General features: G+C 69.3%; 16 protein-coding genes and 1 riboswitch. Of the genes, 1 reads left to right on the forward strand and 15 read right to left on the reverse strand.

The genetic code is table 11. The features are described 5' to 3' along the window. Positions 1 to 4 precede the first annotated feature (4 nt). From folE to dacB, 10 genes are all read right to left on the reverse strand, one after another. Complete coding sequence (gene folE / locus BLV57_RS09440; RefSeq protein WP_091288262.1) at positions 5 to 637, reverse strand: GTP cyclohydrolase I FolE; 633 nt, start codon at positions 635 to 637, stop codon at positions 5 to 7. After that, the gene (ftsH, locus tag BLV57_RS09445) at positions 600 to 3017 is read right to left on the reverse strand and encodes an ATP-dependent zinc metalloprotease FtsH (RefSeq protein ID WP_091288263.1); all 2418 of its coding nucleotides are present in this window, start codon (positions 3015 to 3017) and stop codon (positions 600 to 602) included. Before ftsH ends, folE begins: the two co-directional genes overlap by 38 nt. A 207-nt stretch (positions 3018 to 3224) precedes the next feature. After that, a complete protein-coding gene (locus BLV57_RS09450) occupies positions 3225 to 4040 on the reverse strand; it encodes an ESX secretion-associated protein EspG (RefSeq protein ID WP_091288264.1) in 816 nt (271 codons plus the stop codon). Continuing rightward, the gene (locus BLV57_RS09455; protein ID WP_091288265.1) at positions 4037 to 4837 is read right to left on the reverse strand and encodes an ESX secretion-associated protein EspG; all 801 of its coding nucleotides are present in this window, start codon (positions 4835 to 4837) and stop codon (positions 4037 to 4039) included. The genes BLV57_RS09450 and BLV57_RS09455 overlap by 4 nt, the downstream gene beginning before the upstream one ends. A 24-nt stretch (positions 4838 to 4861) precedes the next feature. Then, positions 4862 to 6205: a hypothetical protein gene (locus tag BLV57_RS09460; RefSeq protein WP_091288266.1), complete on the reverse strand. Its 1344-nt coding sequence runs from the start codon at positions 6203 to 6205 to the stop codon at positions 4862 to 4864. 22 nt (positions 6206 to 6227) lie between these two features. After that, positions 6228 to 6590: a hypothetical protein gene (locus BLV57_RS09465; RefSeq protein WP_091288267.1), complete on the reverse strand. Its 363-nt coding sequence runs from the start codon at positions 6588 to 6590 to the stop codon at positions 6228 to 6230. A 155-nt stretch (positions 6591 to 6745) separates the two neighbouring features. Continuing rightward, positions 6746 to 7297 carry a hypoxanthine phosphoribosyltransferase gene (gene hpt / locus BLV57_RS09470; RefSeq protein ID WP_091288268.1) on the reverse strand — a complete coding sequence of 184 codons (552 nt, stop codon included), beginning with the start codon at positions 7295 to 7297 and terminating at the stop codon, positions 6746 to 6748. 11 nt (positions 7298 to 7308) lie between these two features. After that, positions 7309 to 8268 carry a tRNA lysidine(34) synthetase TilS gene (gene tilS / locus BLV57_RS09475; RefSeq protein WP_091288269.1) on the reverse strand — a complete coding sequence of 320 codons (960 nt, stop codon included), beginning with the start codon at positions 8266 to 8268 and terminating at the stop codon, positions 7309 to 7311. Continuing rightward, complete coding sequence (locus BLV57_RS09480) at positions 8265 to 9314, reverse strand: zinc-dependent metalloprotease (protein ID WP_245757238.1); 1050 nt, start codon at positions 9312 to 9314, stop codon at positions 8265 to 8267. The genes tilS and BLV57_RS09480 overlap by 4 nt, the downstream gene beginning before the upstream one ends. 21 nt (positions 9315 to 9335) lie before the next feature. After that, positions 9336 to 11582 (reverse strand): D-alanyl-D-alanine carboxypeptidase/D-alanyl-D-alanine endopeptidase, encoded by a 2247-nt coding sequence (gene dacB / locus BLV57_RS09485; protein ID WP_091289052.1) that lies wholly within the window; start codon positions 11580 to 11582, stop codon positions 9336 to 9338. A 126-nt stretch (positions 11583 to 11708) separates the two neighbouring features. Between dacB and BLV57_RS09490 the strand changes: the two genes are divergently transcribed. Next, positions 11709 to 12227, forward strand: coding sequence for an inorganic diphosphatase (locus BLV57_RS09490; protein ID WP_091288271.1), 519 nt, complete (start codon positions 11709 to 11711; stop codon positions 12225 to 12227). Positions 12228 to 12314: 87 nt separating this feature from the next. Here BLV57_RS09490 and BLV57_RS09495 read toward each other — a convergent pair whose 3' ends face one another. From BLV57_RS09495 to BLV57_RS09515, 5 genes are all read right to left on the reverse strand, one after another. Then, the gene (locus tag BLV57_RS09495) at positions 12315 to 13928 is read right to left on the reverse strand and encodes an MDR family MFS transporter (RefSeq protein ID WP_091288272.1); all 1614 of its coding nucleotides are present in this window, start codon (positions 13926 to 13928) and stop codon (positions 12315 to 12317) included. A 209-nt stretch (positions 13929 to 14137) separates the two neighbouring features. After that, entirely contained in the window at positions 14138 to 15406 is a 1269-nt protein-coding gene (locus BLV57_RS09500; RefSeq protein WP_091288273.1) for a serine hydroxymethyltransferase, read from the reverse strand. A gap of 20 nt (positions 15407 to 15426) precedes the next feature. Further along, positions 15427 to 15513, reverse strand: a riboswitch (ZMP/ZTP riboswitch). Positions 15514 to 15519: 6 nt separating this feature from the next. Next, positions 15520 to 15903 carry a CGNR zinc finger domain-containing protein gene (locus BLV57_RS09505; RefSeq protein ID WP_143047021.1) on the reverse strand — a complete coding sequence of 128 codons (384 nt, stop codon included), beginning with the start codon at positions 15901 to 15903 and terminating at the stop codon, positions 15520 to 15522. Further along, positions 15896 to 16324, reverse strand: a complete 429-nt coding sequence (locus BLV57_RS09510) for an uL11 family ribosomal protein (protein WP_091288275.1) — start codon at positions 16322 to 16324, stop codon at positions 15896 to 15898. Before BLV57_RS09510 ends, BLV57_RS09505 begins: the two co-directional genes overlap by 8 nt. A 113-nt stretch (positions 16325 to 16437) precedes the next feature. Continuing rightward, positions 16438 to 16959, reverse strand: a complete 522-nt coding sequence (locus BLV57_RS09515) for a gamma carbonic anhydrase family protein (RefSeq protein WP_091288276.1) — start codon at positions 16957 to 16959, stop codon at positions 16438 to 16440. Between the last annotated feature and the right edge of the window lie 25 nt (positions 16960 to 16984).

Raw genomic sequence — 16984 nt, forward strand, 5'->3', positions numbered from 1 at the left:
GCGCTCACCGGCGCCCCTTGATGAGGTCCAACGCCTCCGCCCGCGAAGACGCCGAGGTCTTGAGCAGCCCGCGGACCGCGGACGTGGTGGTGCGCGCGCCGGGCTTGCGGATGCCGCGCATGGCCATGCACAGATGCTCGGCCTCGACGACCACGATCACGCCGCGCGGTTCGAGTTTGCGCACGATCGCGTCGGCGACCTGCGACGTCAGCCGTTCCTGCACCTGTGGCCGCTTCGAATACAAATCCACCAGCCTGGCCAGTTTGGACAGACCGGTGACCTTGCCCTCGCAGTTCGGGATGTACCCGACGTGGGCGACACCATGGAAGGCGACCAGATGATGCTCACAGGTCGAATACATCGGAATGTCGGTGACGAGGATCAGTTCCTCGTGCGACTCGTCGAAGGTCTTGTCCAGCACGTGGTCCGGGTCGGTGTACAGACCCGCGAACATCTCCCGGTAAGCGCGAGCGACCCGGGCCGGGGTGTCCAGCAGACCGTCCCGATCCGGGTCTTCGCCACAAGCGAGCAATAGCTCACGAACGGCCTTCTCGGCCCGGTCCTGGTCGAAGACCCGGTCCGAGCCGAGAAGGTCATCTTCACCGTTGGGGTGGTTCTTGCCCGTCCGTGTTGTCACGCCGACGCTGCTCCTCGCCCTGCTGCTGGCCACCGGCCTGGCCGTCGAACCAGCCGTGCTCGCGCGAGCGGTCGTCGGCGGCGGGCCGCCAGGAGCCGGATTGGCCGCCCGGCGAGGTCGCCGGTGTCCATCCTGGAGGAGCACCGTAGTTCGGCGGGCCACCGGCCGCCGGACCACCTGCCGGACCGCCCGGCTGCTGACCACCATATGCGCCGGGCCAGTGGGCGGTGCCATTCGGTCCACCATTCGGGCGGCCGTTGGGGTACCCGCCGCCCGGTGGCGGCGGCGCGAACGGGTTCGCGGGCTGCTCGGGCTGGGCCTGCTGGTAGCCACCGGGACCACCGGGGAGGTCACCGGCGCCGGGCACCGACGCGACCGGGGTCGGCGCCGGCAGCTGGGCAGGCTTCTCCTCGGACGGCGGGGGCCACGGCTCGCCGCGCTCGATCGCCAGCTCGCCGGGGGTCTTGATCGGCGGCTTGTCCGACGGCGTGCGCTCACCGAACTCGTTGAACACGGTGATGTGCGGCCGCTTCTCGACCGTGGCGAAGATCCGCTCCAGGTCCTTGCGGGTCAGCGTCTCCTTCTGGAGCAGCTCGATGACCAGCTCGTCGAGCACGTCGCGGTAGGTGTTGAGCACGTGCCACGCCTCGGTGTGCGCGGTCTCGATGAGCTTGCGCACCTCCTCGTCGATCTCGTGCGCGACCTCGTGCGAGTAGTCGGCCTGACGGCCAGCCGAACGCCCGAGGAACGGGTCGCCCTGCTCCTGGCCGTACTTGACCGCGCCGAGCCTGGCGCTCATGCCGTACTCGGTGACCATCGCGCGGGCGATCTTCGTCGCCTGCTCGATGTCGGACGAGGCGCCGGTGGTGGGCTCGTGGAAGACGAGCTCCTCGGCCGTGCGGCCACCCATCGCGAAGACCAGCCGCCCGATCATCTCGGAGCGGGTCATCAGGTCCTTGTCGTCCTCGGGGACGAGCAGCGCGTGGCCGCCCGTGCGCCCGCGCGGCAGGATCGTCAGCTTGTACACCGGCTCGATGTCCGGCATCGCCCACGCGGCGAGCGCGTGCCCGCCCTCGTGGTAGGCCGTGATCTTCTTCTCCTTCTCGGAGATGATCCGGCTCTTGCGCGCGGGGCCGCCGACGACGCGGTCGACGGACTCCTCGAGCGCCTCGTTGGTGATCACGTGCCCGTTCTGGCGGGCGGTGAGCAGCGCGGCCTCGTTGAGCACGTTCGCCAGGTCGGCGCCGGACATGCCGACCGTCCGCTTGGCGAGGCTGCCCAGGTCGGTGCCCTGCGCGATCGGCTTGCCCTTGGCGTGCACCTCGAGAATCGCGCGGCGGCCGCGCATGTCGGGCGCGGACACCGGGATCTGCCGGTCGAACCGGCCGGGGCGCAGCAGCGCCGGGTCGAGGATGTCGGGCCGGTTGGTGGCGGCGATCAGGATGATGCCGCCACGCGCGTCGAAGCCGTCCATCTCGACGAGCAGCTGGTTCAGCGTCTGCTCACGCTCGTCGTGGCCACCGCCGAGGCCGGCGCCGCGCTGGCGGCCGACCGCGTCGATCTCGTCGACGAAGATGATGCAGGGCGCGTTCTGCTTGGCCTGCTCGAACAGGTCACGCACCCGCGAGGCGCCGACACCGACGAACATCTCGACGAAGTCCGAACCGGAGATCGTGTAGAACGGCACGCCCGCTTCACCGGCGACGGCGCGCGCGAGCAGCGTCTTGCCCGTTCCTGGCGGTCCGTAGAGGAGCACGCCCTTGGGGATCTTCGCGCCCAGCGCCTGGTAGCGCGCGGGGTTCTGCAGGAAGTCCTTGATCTCGAAGAGCTCTTCGACCGCCTCGTCGGCGCCCGCGACATCACCGAAGGTCGTCTTCGGCATGTCCTTGTTGAGCTGCTTGGCCTTGGACTTCCCGAAGTTGAGTACCCGGTTCCCGCCGCCCTGCGCGTTGTTCATCATCCACATGAGCAACAGCAGCACGAGCACGAGCGGGATCATGTACAGCAAGATCGTCTGGAAGAACGACTGCTGGCTCACCGTCGTGTTGAACTTGATCGGCTTGTCGCCGGTCTTCGCGTCGTTCACCTTGTTGAACACGATGGACGTCGCGTCGGCCGGATAGGCCGTGATGATCTTGTCGACCTGCTGGCCGTCGACGTCGATCTTGTTGACGAGGGTCAGCTTGAGCTGCTGTTCCTTGTCCTCGATACTGGCTTCCTTGACGTTCACACTGCCCGCGTTCAGCTGGGCCAACGCCTGAGACGTCGGCACCTGCGTGTAACCGCGGTTGCTGTCGAACAGCGAGCTGAACGCGAAGTAGAGCAGCAAGGCAACGGCAATCCACAGCAGTGGGTTCCTGAGAAGGCGCTTCCGGTCCATACGACTCGGCCCTGGTGGCCTCGACCCTCCCTGGTTGGGCGGTAGATGTGATATCCGCCGTCACGATCTTGACAACACGCGGTGCGTAAAAGACACCCGCCCACCAGGGTACCGTCCACGGGAAATCAGCACCTGTGTGAGCCTCTCGCTGGTCAACGGCCAATACCGCTTCCAGGTTCCCGAGACGCGTTTGCGCAGGTGAGAGGCTTACCGCCGGTCGTCAGAGACGCTAGCCACCATCTCGTTCAGCCGCATCCGCAGCGTCTGCTGGTCAGCAGGTGAGACGGTCACCCATTCGCGGCCGTCCGTACCCGCACGGGAGAGGCTCAGGTAACGCCCGGTGGCGGTGTCGAACCAGCCCAGCACCCGCGAGCGCTGCTTGCCGCCGAGGTGATCACGGCTGTTCGCGGCGAGCTGGCCGCCGCGCAACCTGGGCTGACCCGAAAGCTCGGCGTACGCGCGCCGCTGGTCGGTGGTGCGGTCGCTGAGCGAGGTGCGACGCTCGGTGGAACCGGCGGCCACGCGGATCGGCGCGGTGCGCACGGCCTCGTCCAGCGGCAGCGTGATCGACGATTCGGTGCCGCGCTTGGCCGCGGGCAGCACGCTGAGCACGGCCGAGATGATGCCGTCGGCGGGCACCGGGCCGAGCCGGATGCCGCGCGCGTCCTGGACGGCCATCACGGCCGAGCGGCCGTCGGTGCCGGCGAGCACCGAGACCGGCGGGTGCTGGAACTCGGGGATGTGCAGCGCGTCGACCGAGACGTTCGGCCTGGCCAGCAGCGAGAGCCACTCCTCGATGTGCGGCTCGAGGCGGCCGTGCGAGTCACGCAGGCCACGCGACATCAGCTCGCCGTGCACACGCTGGCGCAGCATGCGGCGCTCTTCCTCGGTGACACCGTGCGAGCGCACCTGCAGCGGATACGGCATCTCGCCGAGTTGCGCGTCCTCCCACAGGAAGTCGAACGCCAGCGGCGAAAAGAGTTCCTGCGGACCCACGGTGGCTTCTCCAAACAGAGTGTTCATGAAACGGTGCTACTCGCATTCGCCGCGCCCGCCAGCATTTCCCCGAGACGATGCCGCAGCGCGGCGGGGTCGGCGGGCGCGATGGTGATCCAGTCCCGGCCGTCTCGGCCACGGGACGCTTGCGTGAAATATCGGCCGGTCTCGGTGTCGAACCAGCTCAGCACCGGCGAGCGTGACCGCCCGCCCAGCCTGCCTCGCGCGTTCGCGCCGATCTGGCCGCCGCGCAGCCGGGGCTGGGCGTGCAGCTTGGCCAGTGCCTTGCGGTCTTCGTCGGCGGTGGCCCTGCCATCGCCGTTGCCATGGCCGCGGCGGGCCATGAAGTCGATGCCGGAGCCGCTGATCAGCTCTTCCAGCGGCACGGTGACCGACTTCTCGGTGCCGCGCGCGACCGGCGGCAGCAGCGAGATGATCGCGCTGGCCATGCCGTCCGGCTCGATCGGGTTCAGGTGCAGCCCGCGCTGATCCTGGACGGCGAACAGGCCACGCCCGCCGAGCACGGCGGCCACCGCGAGCAGCGGCTCCGAGTTCGGCGCGTTGATCTGCATCGAGTCCAGGCTCGCGTCGGGCGCGGTGAGGATCCCGAGGAAGTCCTCGAGTTGCGGCTCGGGCCGTCCAGCGGAGTCGCAAAGACCCCGCTGGACGAGCACTCCCATGGTCTGGCGGCGCAGCAGCGCACGCTCCTCCATGGTCACGCCGTGAGACCGGCCGCGCAGTGGATAAGGCAGTTCACCTTGCTGGCCGGAGGCTTCCCACAGGAAGTCCAGCTCCATCAGGGTGAGCAGCTCGCCGCCCGCCATCCGATCTCCCCCAAGCGTTCGTGACTACCGGTCGTCTTCTTCGTCCGACCAGGCACCGATCACGGGCGAGGTCGCGGCCTGGTCGGCGCCGAAGGTGGCGTCCGGGTCGGCCTCGATGAGGAACGAGGCGTGCGTGTGCTCCTGCTCCTCCTCGGCGTGGGCGCCGTGCGCTCCACCCATGCCGCCCATACCGCCCATGCCACCCATTCCGGGCGGCGGCGCGCCCTGGCCGCCGATGGTGCCCGCCTGGTTGACGAGACCCTGCTGCGGCTGGTTGGCCGAAGCGGCGCTCTGGCCCTGGCCTTCCTGCGCGGCGGCCTCGGTCTCCTCGGGGCCCTTGGCCTTGCTGCCGGAGCGGTTGCCCTGGCCGAGCGTGCGTGCCGCGGCGACCGCGCCGATGCCACCGGCGGCTCCGCCGAGGCCGAGGCCCAGCCCGAGGTTGGAGCCACCGCCCGCGTGCGGGGTGACCGGAGCGTTGCCCGCGCCGGAGACCGCACCGGTGCCGGGGCCACCGGGGACCATGGAGCCCGGCGCACCGGCCGAACCCGCGAAGTCGCCGCCGAAGCCGTCGGCGCCGGCACCGGGGGCGCCGCCGTTGTAGCCCGCGCCACGGCCGCCGGAGACGAAGGCCGCGCTGCCGGTGCTGCCGACGGACATCGCGTTGATGCCGCCGACCGAGTTGAAGCCGGTGTTGGTGTGCGTGCCGGCGAGCGGCTTCATGCCGAGCGAGTCGGGGCCGAAGCTCGGGGTCGTGCTGTCGACCTCGGCCAGCGACTGGGTGTAGGCGTTCATCATCGCGACCTGCTGCGCCTTGACGGCGTTCGCCTGGTCGGACTTGGCCTTCTGGTCAACGGTCAGCTCGGTGGCCCCGGTCGCCAGTGCCTTGCTCAGCTCGGCCGCCGGGTCGAACTCCTGCGGCGCGGGCATCTGGCGGACCCGCTCGGCCGCCTCGGCCTGCTGGCGGAGCCGCTCACCCATGACCTTCGCGGCCTCGGAGGCCTGCGAACCGGAGTTGGCGATGCCGACGAGCGCGCCCTGCGCGGACGCCGCGCCCTTGCCGACCCAGGCGGCGCCGAGTTCGCTGATCGCGCTGTACAGCTCGTTCGACGCGGTGTTCAGCTCGGTGCCGTGCGAGTGCCAGCCGTGGCTGAGGTCGAACGCCGACTTCGGGTTGTTGTTGGCGGTCGCCTGCTGGTAGAGCGTGGTGCTCGACTGGGCGTTCCAGTTCGGCGTCGCGGTGATCGCCCGGTCGCCGCCGACCTCGAACCCGTCGGAGCGGCCACGGGCCTGCTCGACGACGGCCGAGGCGTGCGAGTTGTCCCCCAGCGGGACGATCGGGCTGCTGTCGCTGCTGCTGTTCGGAGCCATGATTTCGAGTTACCCCTCTAACTCAGGCCTGGCGGAAGGGAGCGGCCGCGGCGTCGTCGATCTCGTGGTACTTCGACATCGCGGTGACAATGCCCTGCTCGGCCAGTTCGTACTGGTGGTACAGGTTCTTGAGCGCGGCGGCGTACGACTCCCCGCCACCGTCGGCCCGGTTCGACGACTTCGCGGCGATCGCCTGGCCGACCGGGTTCGCACCCAGCTGCGGCGGCTGACCGAGGGCTCCGGCGCCGTTGAGAAGGGCTTCGACGGAGTCCTTGCCTGCCCGGATCTTCTTCAGGACGGCCTGTGCGGCGTCCGGGTCGACACCGATCTGGCCCGCGACAGCCGCGTCCTTGAACGCCGCCGCGTCTGCTGCGCTGTTGCCCATCTCTTCTCTCCCTGTCCCCCGGGCCCGCCACGTCGGCTACGTGGCTGAGGTCTTCGCATAGGTTAACGCAACCAAGGTGACGCTATGACGTGATTGAGAGGCTTCCGGTTCCCCGGATCCCGAGGCGGAATCCGGGGCACACGGTCACTGACACGTTACGACGTGTAGACCTTCGGATCCAAGGTCCCGATGTAGGGAAGATCCCGGTAGCGCTCCGCGTAGTCGAGGCCGTAGCCGACGACGAACTCGTTCGGGATGTCGAAACCGATGTACTTGACCGGCACGTCCACCTTGACCGCGTCGGGCTTGCGCAGCAGCGAGACGACCTCGAGCGAGGCCGGGTTGCGGCTGGCGAGGTTCTTGAGCAGCCAGGAAAGCGTCAGCCCCGAGTCGACGATGTCTTCGACGATGAGCACGTCACGGCCCGCGATGTCGCGGTCGAGGTCCTTGAGGATCCGCACGACGCCGGACGACGAGGTCGCCGAGCCATACGAGGACACGGCCATGAACTCGAGCTGGGTGGGCAATGGCAGCGCGCGGGCGAAGTCGGTCATGAACATGACCGCTCCCTTGAGCACGCCCACCAGTAAAAGGTCGGTGGACCGGTCCGCCGCGTGGTCGGCTGCGACCTGCTCGGCGAGTTCGGTGATCTTGTCGCGGATCTGCTGCTCGGTGATGAGCACGGAGGCGAGGTCGCCTTCGTACACGGTTATCCCCTTTAGGTGGTGGGCACGGGCTCGGAGAGCTTGAGCCTGCCATGCGCCCGCCTGACCTCCAAGTGCCCCGGCAGCCAAACGCCGCCCTGGCCGCGCCAGCGCCCGACCAGCGCGTCTACTCCGCGTAGGTGCGCATCGGTCAATTCGGGCACGCCGGAGTCCAGCAGCCACCTGCGCATCACCCGTCGGCGCAGTGCCGGGGGCGCCGATGCGAGCACCGTGACATCGAGGCAGCCATCGACGGCGGCGCGGGTGAAAAGGTCCGCCGCGAGTGTGTCCAACGCCTCGGTGTCCTCGCGCAGCTGCGCGGCCGTGCGCGCGAGCGCGGCCGCGACCCCGCCGGCGAGCACGTCCTCCAGCAGCGGCATGACCTCGGTGCGCAGCCGGACCCTGGTGAAACGCGGATCGGCGTTGTGCGGATCGGTCCACGGCTCGACGCCGAGCGCGGCGCACGCCTCGACGGTCGCCGTGCGCGGCACGGTCAGCAGCGGGCGGCCCCATGGCGGGTCGAGCGGGCGCATCCCGGAGACCGACCGCGGGCCGCTGCCCCGGCCGAGCCCGAGCAGCACGGTTTCGGCCTGGTCGTCGAGGGTGTGGCCGAGCAGCACGAGTTCGCCACCCGCTTCTCGGAGCGCCGCGTACCTGCTTTTGCGCGCCGCCGCTTCGGGACCACCGGGGCCGGTGACGTCGACGGTGAGCACCTCGGCGGTGTCGATGCCGAGATTCACGGCCGTTTCGGCGGCTTTCTTCGCGACGGCGTCGGAGCCGTCCTGCAGGCCGTGGTCGACGACCAGCGCGCGCGTGCGCAGGCCGAAACGCTTCGCCGCGTACGCCGTCGCTTCGGCGAGCGCGAGCGAATCGGCGCCACCGGAGACCGCGACGCATACCTCGCCTTCGACACCTTTGAAGCCGGTCAGGAACTCCCTGACCTGGCGCCGGACGAGGGCGAGCGGCTCGCTCATCCGTGCAGTCGCCGGATCCACTTGTCGGGTTCGGCGATCTCGGTCCTGGTCGGCAGGGTGTTCGGCGAGCGCCAGACGGCGTTGAACTTGTCCATGCCGACCGTGTCGATGACGTGACGGGTGAACGCGGCGCCCTCGGCGTATTGGCGGATCTTGGCTTCGACACCGAGCAGGCTGCGCAGGAGCCGGTCGAACAGGCCGCCGCCCTTGCGGCGCGCGGTGAACCGCTCGCGGATCGTCTCGACACTCGGCACGACCTCGGGGCCGACGGCGTCCATCACGTAGTCGGCGTGGCCTTCGAGCAACGTCGACAAGGCGATGAGCCGGTCGAAGACCTCGCGCTGCTGCGGCGACTGGAACAGCTCGGCCAGCCCGAACGAGCGGTCCTTGCGCACTTCCTTGAGCCGGTCGGGCAGCGAGCTGACCAGGTTCGCGAGACCGTCGATGTCGGTGCCCGCCAGCCCGCCGATCAGCCGCTCGACCTCGTCGGCGAAGTAGTCGCGCAGCCAGCCGACCGCGGTGAACTGCAGGCGGTGCGTGCACTCGTGCAGGCAGACCCACATCCGGAAGTCCTTGCCAGGCACGTTCATCGCCTGCTGCGCGGCGACGACGTTCGGCGCGACGAGCAGCAGCTTGCCGTCGCCTTCGGGGCCCGCGAACGGGTCGTACTGGCCGAGCACGCGCGAGGCGAGGAACGAGAGCACGACACCGGTCTGCACGCCAGCGCTGCCCGCGAGCAGCGGCGCCAGCGGCCCGCCTTGGCTGCGGGGCATGGCCTTGCTGGTCAGCGCGTCGAGCCCGGCGGCGGCCGAGCGCACCCAGCCAGGCCGGTCGACGACCTCGCCGGGCAGCAGCGGCAAGCCGGCGCCGAGCCCGGTCAGCTCGCGGACGTGGCCTTCGGCGTCGATGGTCAGCTCACGCAGTTCGGTGACCGCGAGATCGGCTTCCTCGCGCGGCACCGCCGGTCCACTACGGACCAGGAACGCACCCGTGGACGCGGCCACCGACCAGTCGATCAACGGCCTCGTCTGTGTTTCCTCGCTCACTCTTCCGACGCTACAGCCTGTTCACTTGCAGCCGCAGCCTCGAAGTTTCGCCGCGACGACATCGAGCGCCGCCCGTACCGAGTCCGTGTCCGAATTACCGGCCGTCGAAGACATGAGCGTGAACACCAGCACCCGGCCGTCTGTGTCCAACACCACTCCGGCGAGCGTGTTCACCCCGGACAGGGTTCCGGTCTTCGCACGGATCCAGCCCTTGCCGTCGCTGGAGTTCGCGTCGTCGTAACGCTTCTCGAGCGTGCCGCTGCCGCCGGCGACCGGGAGCCCCGCGAGCAGCGGCCGGAGCTTGGCCGTGCGCGGGTCCTTGCCGTCGGGACCGGCGGCGACCGCGAGCACCTGGCTGAGCACCTTGGCCGGGATCTTGTTCAGAGTGGACAGTCCGCTGCCGTCGGACAGCTCGACACCGGTGAGGTCGAAACCGTTCTGCTTCAACACATCCAGCGTCGCCTTGGCGCCACCCGCGAACGAGGGCTCGGCCTTGGTCGCGATCGCGACCTGCCGGGCGAGCACCTCGGCGAGCAGGTTGTCCGAATGCACCAGCGCCGCGTTCGTGAGCTCGGTCAGCGGAGCCGACTTGACCTCGCCGAGCACCTTCGCGCCTTCCGGAGCGGTCGCCGTGCCCGACGCCGACGCGCCGAGCTTCTCCGCGAACTTCTGGGCGAACACCCCGGACGGGTTCGACACGCGCATCGAGTGGTCGTCGAGCGGGGCGGTGCGGCCGCCGTCGATCATCACGGGCGCGACCTGCGCCATGAACGTCGACGGCGCGTCGGCCGCCGCCCAGCCTGGCGCGGTCGCGCTGCCCGCGAACGAAGTCAGGTCGAGCTGGACCTTCTTGATGTCCGGGTTCGCCTTCTTCACCTGCGCTACGAGGTCGTCGAGGTGCGCCGAGCCCGGGTAGAAGTTGTCCTTGCCAGCGGCGAAGGCGTTGAGCGTGACGTCACCGCCCGCGATCACCACCGCCGTGCCAGGCTGCGCGCCCTGCACGACCTTGGTCGAAAGCTGGAAGCCGTGGTCGATCGCGAGCAGCGCGGCCGCCGCGGTCAGCACCTTGGTCGTCGAAGCCGGGGTCAGCGGCTCGCTGGAGCCCTTGTCCCACAGCACCGTGCCGTTGGCCGGGTCGATGACGCTGCCGGTGAGCTTGCCGAGCGTGCCGCTGCCCGCGGCGGCCTTGAGCGCGTTGGCCACGCCCTCGGCGGTCGGCGCGGCGCCGTTCTCGTCAGGGCCGTGCAGCGAGAGGGTGACGGCGACGGGCACCGGCTCGTCGCCCTTGGGCGCGTTCGGCGCCCAGGGCAGCTTGAAGCGGTTGGACACCTGGGGCAGCGCGGAGGCCACGCCCAGCGCCACGACGAGCAGCAGCACGAAGGCGCCGATGAGCAGGCCGCGCTTCTTGCGCTTGGGCTTCGGCTCGGCGTCGGGCTTGGTCACCGGGGACTCGGTGGTCGCCTCCGCCGGGTGGGACTCGCCGGTCGGCTCGATCCGCATCGGCGCGGCCATGTGCGGTGCGGGCGGCACCGGCTCCGGACGCTGGGGCTCGCGGCGCTCCGGGGGCGGCTGTTGCTGCTGCTGGTGCGCCTGCTGAGGCTGAGTTTGGGGCTGGTCAGGGCGTTGCGGTGGGCGCATCTGGGGCGGCTCGGGGCGCTGGGGCTCGAGCCGTTGCAGGTCGATGCGCTGATACGGCTGCTGGTCAGCGCGCTGGTGCGGCTCCGGCCGCGCTTGGTGGTCGGGGCGCTGTTGCTGGTCGGGACGCTGCTGCTGGTCCGGGCGCTGCTGCTGATCAGGGCGCGGCTGCTGATCAGGGCGCGGCTGCGGTGGCTCCGGGCGTCGTTGCTGCTGATCAGGGCGCGGCTGTTCGGGCCGCGGTGGCTCCGATCGCTGCGGCTCTGGGTGCCGCGGCGGCTCGGGGCGCTGCTGCTCCGGGCGAGCTTGCTCGGCGCGCGGCTCGGGGCGCTGCGGCTCGGGCTGCTCGGGGCGCGACTTGTCCACCGGCCGCGGCGGCGCCTGGCGAGCCCAGGGCTGCTCCTCCTGCGGCGGAGGCGGCACCTTCGCCGCGAACCAGGACTTCGGCTCGGTCTCCGGCGTGATCTTCGGCACCGTGAAGTTGTCGGTCGAGCCGCCGCCCGAGCCGTTCGAAGCGGGCGGCGGAACCGGTAGCCGGCTGGTCGACTGGCCGTCGTACTCCTGGTCGGGCAGCTTGGCCGGGCCCGTGTCCTCGTCGGACGACGGCCACGACGGCTCTTCGGAATCCGGCACGAACCACTCCTTCACAGGGGCCAAGCTCACATGCCCCGCAGCCGACACGGATGCGACTTATGAAGGGGGCGTAGTCCACACTAGTGAAGTCAATAATGCGAACAGTGTGAGAGCAGCGAGGAAGTCGTGGAGTTCGACGTCACCATCGAAATCCCCAAAGGGGAACGCAACAAGTACGAGGTAGACCACAAGACCGGCCGCATCAAGCTCGACCGGACGCTCTTCACGGCGACCCAGTACCCGGCTGACTACGGGTTCATCGACGACACCCTCGGCCAGGACGGCGACCCGCTCGACGTGCTGGTGCTGGTGCAGGAGCCGACGTTCCCCGGCTGCCTGATCCGCTGCCGCGCGATCGGCATGTTCCGGATGACCGACGAGAAGGGCCCCGACGACAAGGTCCTCGCGGTCCCGACGAACGACCCGCGCCTCGAGCACCTGCGGGACATCCACCACCTCAACGAGTTCCACAAGCTGGAGATCCAGCACTTCTTCGAGGTGTACAAGGACCTGGAGCCCGGCAAGAGCGTCGAGGGCTCCTCCTGGGTCGGCCGCACCGAGGCCGAGGCCGAGATCGGCCGCTCACTCGAGCGCGAGACCGACCGCCTGGCCAAGGAAGCCGCCAACGGCCCGGCTGAGCACTAAATCTCGACAAACCCACAGGTCAGGCCTCGTGAGTGGTATCGCCGGTTAGAACCGGTCTAATCACTCACGAGGCCTGACCTGCGTTTGTCAGTGGGCGAAGGCGAGCTCTCGGGTCTCTTCGGTGCGCTGCTCCAGCGCGCTCTTCTCGGAGAGCGGGTTCTCCTTGAGGAACCAGACCAGCGCGAAGCCGGCCGCGAGTACGATGCCGCCGACGGTGAACACCGTGCTCATCGAGCTGGCGAACCCTTCGAGGATCGGCCTGGCCAGCGCCGGGTCGAGCTTCGCGAGCGCCGAGGTGTCGTTGATGTCGAACTTCATCCCGCCGGGGTTCGCGGCCAGCGCCGCGGCGTAGGCCGGGCTCGCGGCCGCCGAGCGGACCGCGGCGGCGATCCGGTCGCCGACCGTGCCGAACAGGATCGACATGAACACCGCGGTGCCCGCCGTGCCGCCGATCTGCCGGAAGAAGGTCGCCGACGAGGTGGCCACGCCGATGTCACGGGCCGGGACGTCGTTGGTCGCGGCCAGCTGCAGCGTCTGCATCGACGAGCCGAGGCCGAGCCCGATCACGAAGGCGATCGCCATGACCACGGCCATCGGGGTGTCGACGCCGATCGTCGAGAGCGCGAACAGCGCCGCCGCCATCAGCCCCAGCCCGGCGACCGCGAAGGCCTTGTACCGGCCGGTCCGCGAGATGACCTGGCCGCTGAGCATGCTGGCGCTCATGATCCCGACGGTCAGCGGCAGCATCTGCAGGCCCGCCTGGGTCGGCGTCGCGCCCTTGACGATCTGCAGGTAGAGCGGCAGCGACATCATCGCGCCGAACATCCCGACGCCTTGGATCACGGTGACCATGGTGGCCATCCGGAACACCGGGCGGGTGAACAGGCGCAGCGGCAGCAGCGCGGCGTCGCCCATCCGGCGTTCCTGCCAGATGAAGGCCAGCACGCCGAGCCCGCCGACGATGTACAGCGCGATCGAACCGGCCGAGCCCCAGCCCCATTCGCGGCCCTGTTCGGCGACGATCAGCAGCGGCACCAGGCCCGCGGTCAGCGCGACGGCGCCCCAGTAGTCGACCTTCTGCTCGACGCGGGTGTGCGGGATGTTCAGCACCTTGCTCACGACGACCAGCGCGGCCAGCGCGATCGGCACGTTGACCAGGAACACCCAGCGCCAGCCGGTGACGCCCGCGAAGGAGTCGATACCAGCGAAGAAGCCGCCGACGACCGGGCCCGCGACGCTCGAGATGCCGAACACGGCCATGAAGTAGCCCTGGTAGCGGCTGCGCTCACGCGGCGCGGTGATGTCCGTGATGATCGCCAGCGCGAGTGACATCAGGCCACCGGCGCCGAGTCCCTGGAACGCGCGGAAGGCGGCCAGTTCGTACATGGATCCGGCCATTCCGCTGGCCAGCGAGCCGACGAGGAACAGGCTGATCGCGGTCAGGTACATCGGCTTGCGTCCGTAGAGATCGGACAGCTTGCCGTAGAGCGGGGTGGAGAGCGTCGCGGTGATGAGGTAGGCGGTGGTCGCCCAGGCCTGCAGGCTCAGGCCGTGCAGCTCGTCGGCGATGGTCTTCATCGCCGAGGACACGATCGTCTGGTCCAGCGCGGCCAGGAACATGCCGAGCATGAGGCCGGAGAGCACGGTCAGGATCTGACGATGGGTCAGCTTGCCCCCTTCCGCGGTGGCGGTGTCACTCATGGGAACTCCTCTGAAGTCTGGGTTCGTAGTTGCTTGCATCAGTCAACTACTTGCTGCGCGCAAGTATTCCCCCAAAAGTTTGCATGACGCAACCAACTTCCCTGTGACCCTCGTCTCGCCCTGGAAAGCCCGAAAGCCACTTTCGTCAGATGCGATCTGACGAAAGTGGCTTTCGAGCTATGAGACCTGGCGAACGTCCCTTTCGGGCTTTAGGCGGCGAAGCCCGGGATCGGGAAGGGGGCCAGGAACTCCCGGATCTCGGCGGCGATGGTGTCGAGCGCGGCGGTCTCCTCGGCGGCGGCCGCGGTGACCGTGCGGTCGATCCAGTCGGCGACCTGGACCTGGTGCTCCGGCTTCAGGCCGCGGGTGGTGATCGCGGAGGTGCCGAGCCGGATACCGGACGGGTCGAACGGCTTGCGCGGGTCGAACGGGACCGTGTTGTAGTTCAGCTCGATCCCGGCGCGGTCCAGCGCCTGCGCGGCAGGCTTGCCCGCCACGTTCTTGTTGGTCAGGTCGATCAGCAGCAGGTGGTTGTCCGTGCCGCCGGACACCAGGTCGTAGCCACGCTCGACCAGCGCTTCGGCCAGCGCCTGGGCGTTGGCGACGATCGTGTGCGCGTACGTCGAGAACTCCGGCTTCTGCGCCTCGCCGAGCGCGACCGCGATGGCGGCGGTCGTGTGGTTGTGCGGGCCGCCCTGCAGACCGGGGAATACGGCCTTGTCGACGGCCTTCGCGTGGTCGGCGTCGGACAGGATCATCGCGCCGCGCGGTCCGCGCAGCGTCTTGTGCGTGGTCGTGGTGATCACCTGCGCGTGCCCGACCGGCGACGGGTGCGCGCCACCGGCGACCAGGCCCGCGATGTGCGCGATGTCGGCGACGAGCACCGCGCCGACCTCGCGCGCGATCTCGGCGAACGCCGGGAAGTCGATCGTGCGCGGGATCGCGGTGCCACCGGCGAAGATCAGCTTCGGCCGGTGCTGCAGCGCGAGGTCACGCACCTGGTCGAGGTCGACCCGGCCGGTCTCCTTGCGCACGCCGTAGCGCACCGGGGTGAACCACTTGCCGGTCGCGGACACGCTCCAGCCGTGCGTGAGGTGACCGCCGTCGGGCAGCGCCATGCCGAGCACGGTGTCACCCGGCTGAGCGAAAGCGAGATAGACGGCGAGGTTCGCCGGAGAGCCGGAGTACGGCTGGACGTTGGCGTGCTCGGCGCCGAAGACGGCCTTCGCGCGCTCGATGGCGAGCTTCTCGACCTGGTCGATGAGCTGCTGGCCCTCGTAGTAGCGCTTGCCCGCGTAGCCCTCGGAGTACTTGTTCGTCAGCACCGTGCCGGTCGCTTCGAGTACCGCCTGCGAGACGTAGTTCTCCGAAGCGATGAGGCGGATCTTGTCGTGCTGGCGCTGGGCTTCCTGTTCGACGAGCCCGGCGATGGCCGGGTCGGCGGCGGCGAGCGCGGTGAGAGCGGGCTGGTGCGTCATAGGCATGCTCCTGCCTAGTGAGTCGACACCCAGGCGCGCGGTGCCGGCCTTGTCGTCGCTTCCCGGTGGTGCTCCACCTTAGTTTCGCGCCAGTCGCTGCTGCGCCTGCCATCTTAGCGGCGGTGGTCAACGCACCAGCGGCGCGTGCAGCCACTCGTTCGGTCACAGAAAACCTGATCGCACGCTTCACAATGCTTGACGCGCCGCCAGCCACCGACGGCGACGAGTTCCGCCATTCCCGCAGCCGCTTCGACGAGTTCGCCCTCGCGTTTCGTTCCCACGTAAACGATCCGCCACGCGCTGCCGGTGCCGACGAGCCGCGGCCGCGCACCGGCTTCGGCGAGAATGCCGTTGAGTCGCCGCGCGGCCGCCTGCTCGTCGGGCAGCAATCCCGCGACGGCCGTCAACGCCGGATTCCCTTGTCTCAGCAGCCTTTCCGTGACGCCGAGCTCAGGCTCCAGCGCCCGGAACGGCGGCACGACAGCATGTTTACGCATCCACGGAAACCCCCATGGAGCGAGCGGTGCCCGCGACCGTCCGCATGGCGGCTTCGAGGTCGTTCGTGTTGAGGTCCGGCAGTTTGCGCTCGGCGATCTCCCGCAGCTGCGCGCGGGTGATGCTGCCGGCACTCACCCGACCGGGCTGCGCGGAACCCTTGCCGCCCAAAGCTTTCCGGATGAGGAACGCCGTCGGCGGCGTCTTGAGGCGCAGCTCGAACGTCCGGTCCTCGAACACCGAAACGACGACCGGCACGACGTCGCCGCGCTGCGCCGACGTCGCCGCGTCGTACTGCTTCTTGACCTCGACCAGGTTGACCCCGGTCTGCCCGAGCATCTTGCCGAGGTCGACCACCGGCGCGTTGCCCGCTGGCAGTTCGAGGGTGACCTGGTGACTGAGTTTCTTGATCTTCGGAGCCATACCCGAAGACGGTAAAAACTCCAGTCACTGGAGAGTCAAACCCTAAAAAAACCCGAAAGTGGCTTTCGTCAGATCAGACCTGACGAAAGCCACTTTCGGGCAAAAATCGGGGGTCAGTCGAGGGGGACGATGCCCTCGGCGTGGCGGCGGGCCAGCTGCCGGTAGATCTCGGCGTTGTGGTCGACCCAGAGGCGCGAGGAGTCCGTGAGCGGGACGTGCTTCTTGGCCGGGCTGCCCATCGCGATCATCTCCGGCGGGACGATCATGCCGGGTGTGACGGTGGCGCCGGCCGCGACCAGCGCGCGGGCGCCGATCTCGGCCTTGTCCAGCACGGTCGAGCCGTTGCCGATCAGTGCCTGCTCGCCGATCGTGCAGTCGTGCACGAGGCACTGGTGCCCGACCGTCACGTTGCGGCCGACCTCGCAGACGCCGTCGTTGACGTGGATGACCGAGTTGTCCTGGATGTTGGCGCCCTCGCGGATGACGATCTTCCCGAAGTCGGCCCTGATCACCGCGCCGTACCAGATGGAGGCGTCCTTCTCGACGACGACGTCGCCGATCAGGGTCGCGGTCGGGGCGATCCAAGCGTCGGGGTGAACCTGGGGGCTCAGCCCCTCGAAAGAGAACATCGGCATGCGCCCCACCCTAGGCGGGGCGCAT

It is taken from the genome of Amycolatopsis xylanica (assembly GCF_900107045.1).
Lineage (GTDB): Bacteria > Actinomycetota > Actinomycetes > Mycobacteriales > Pseudonocardiaceae > Amycolatopsis > Amycolatopsis xylanica.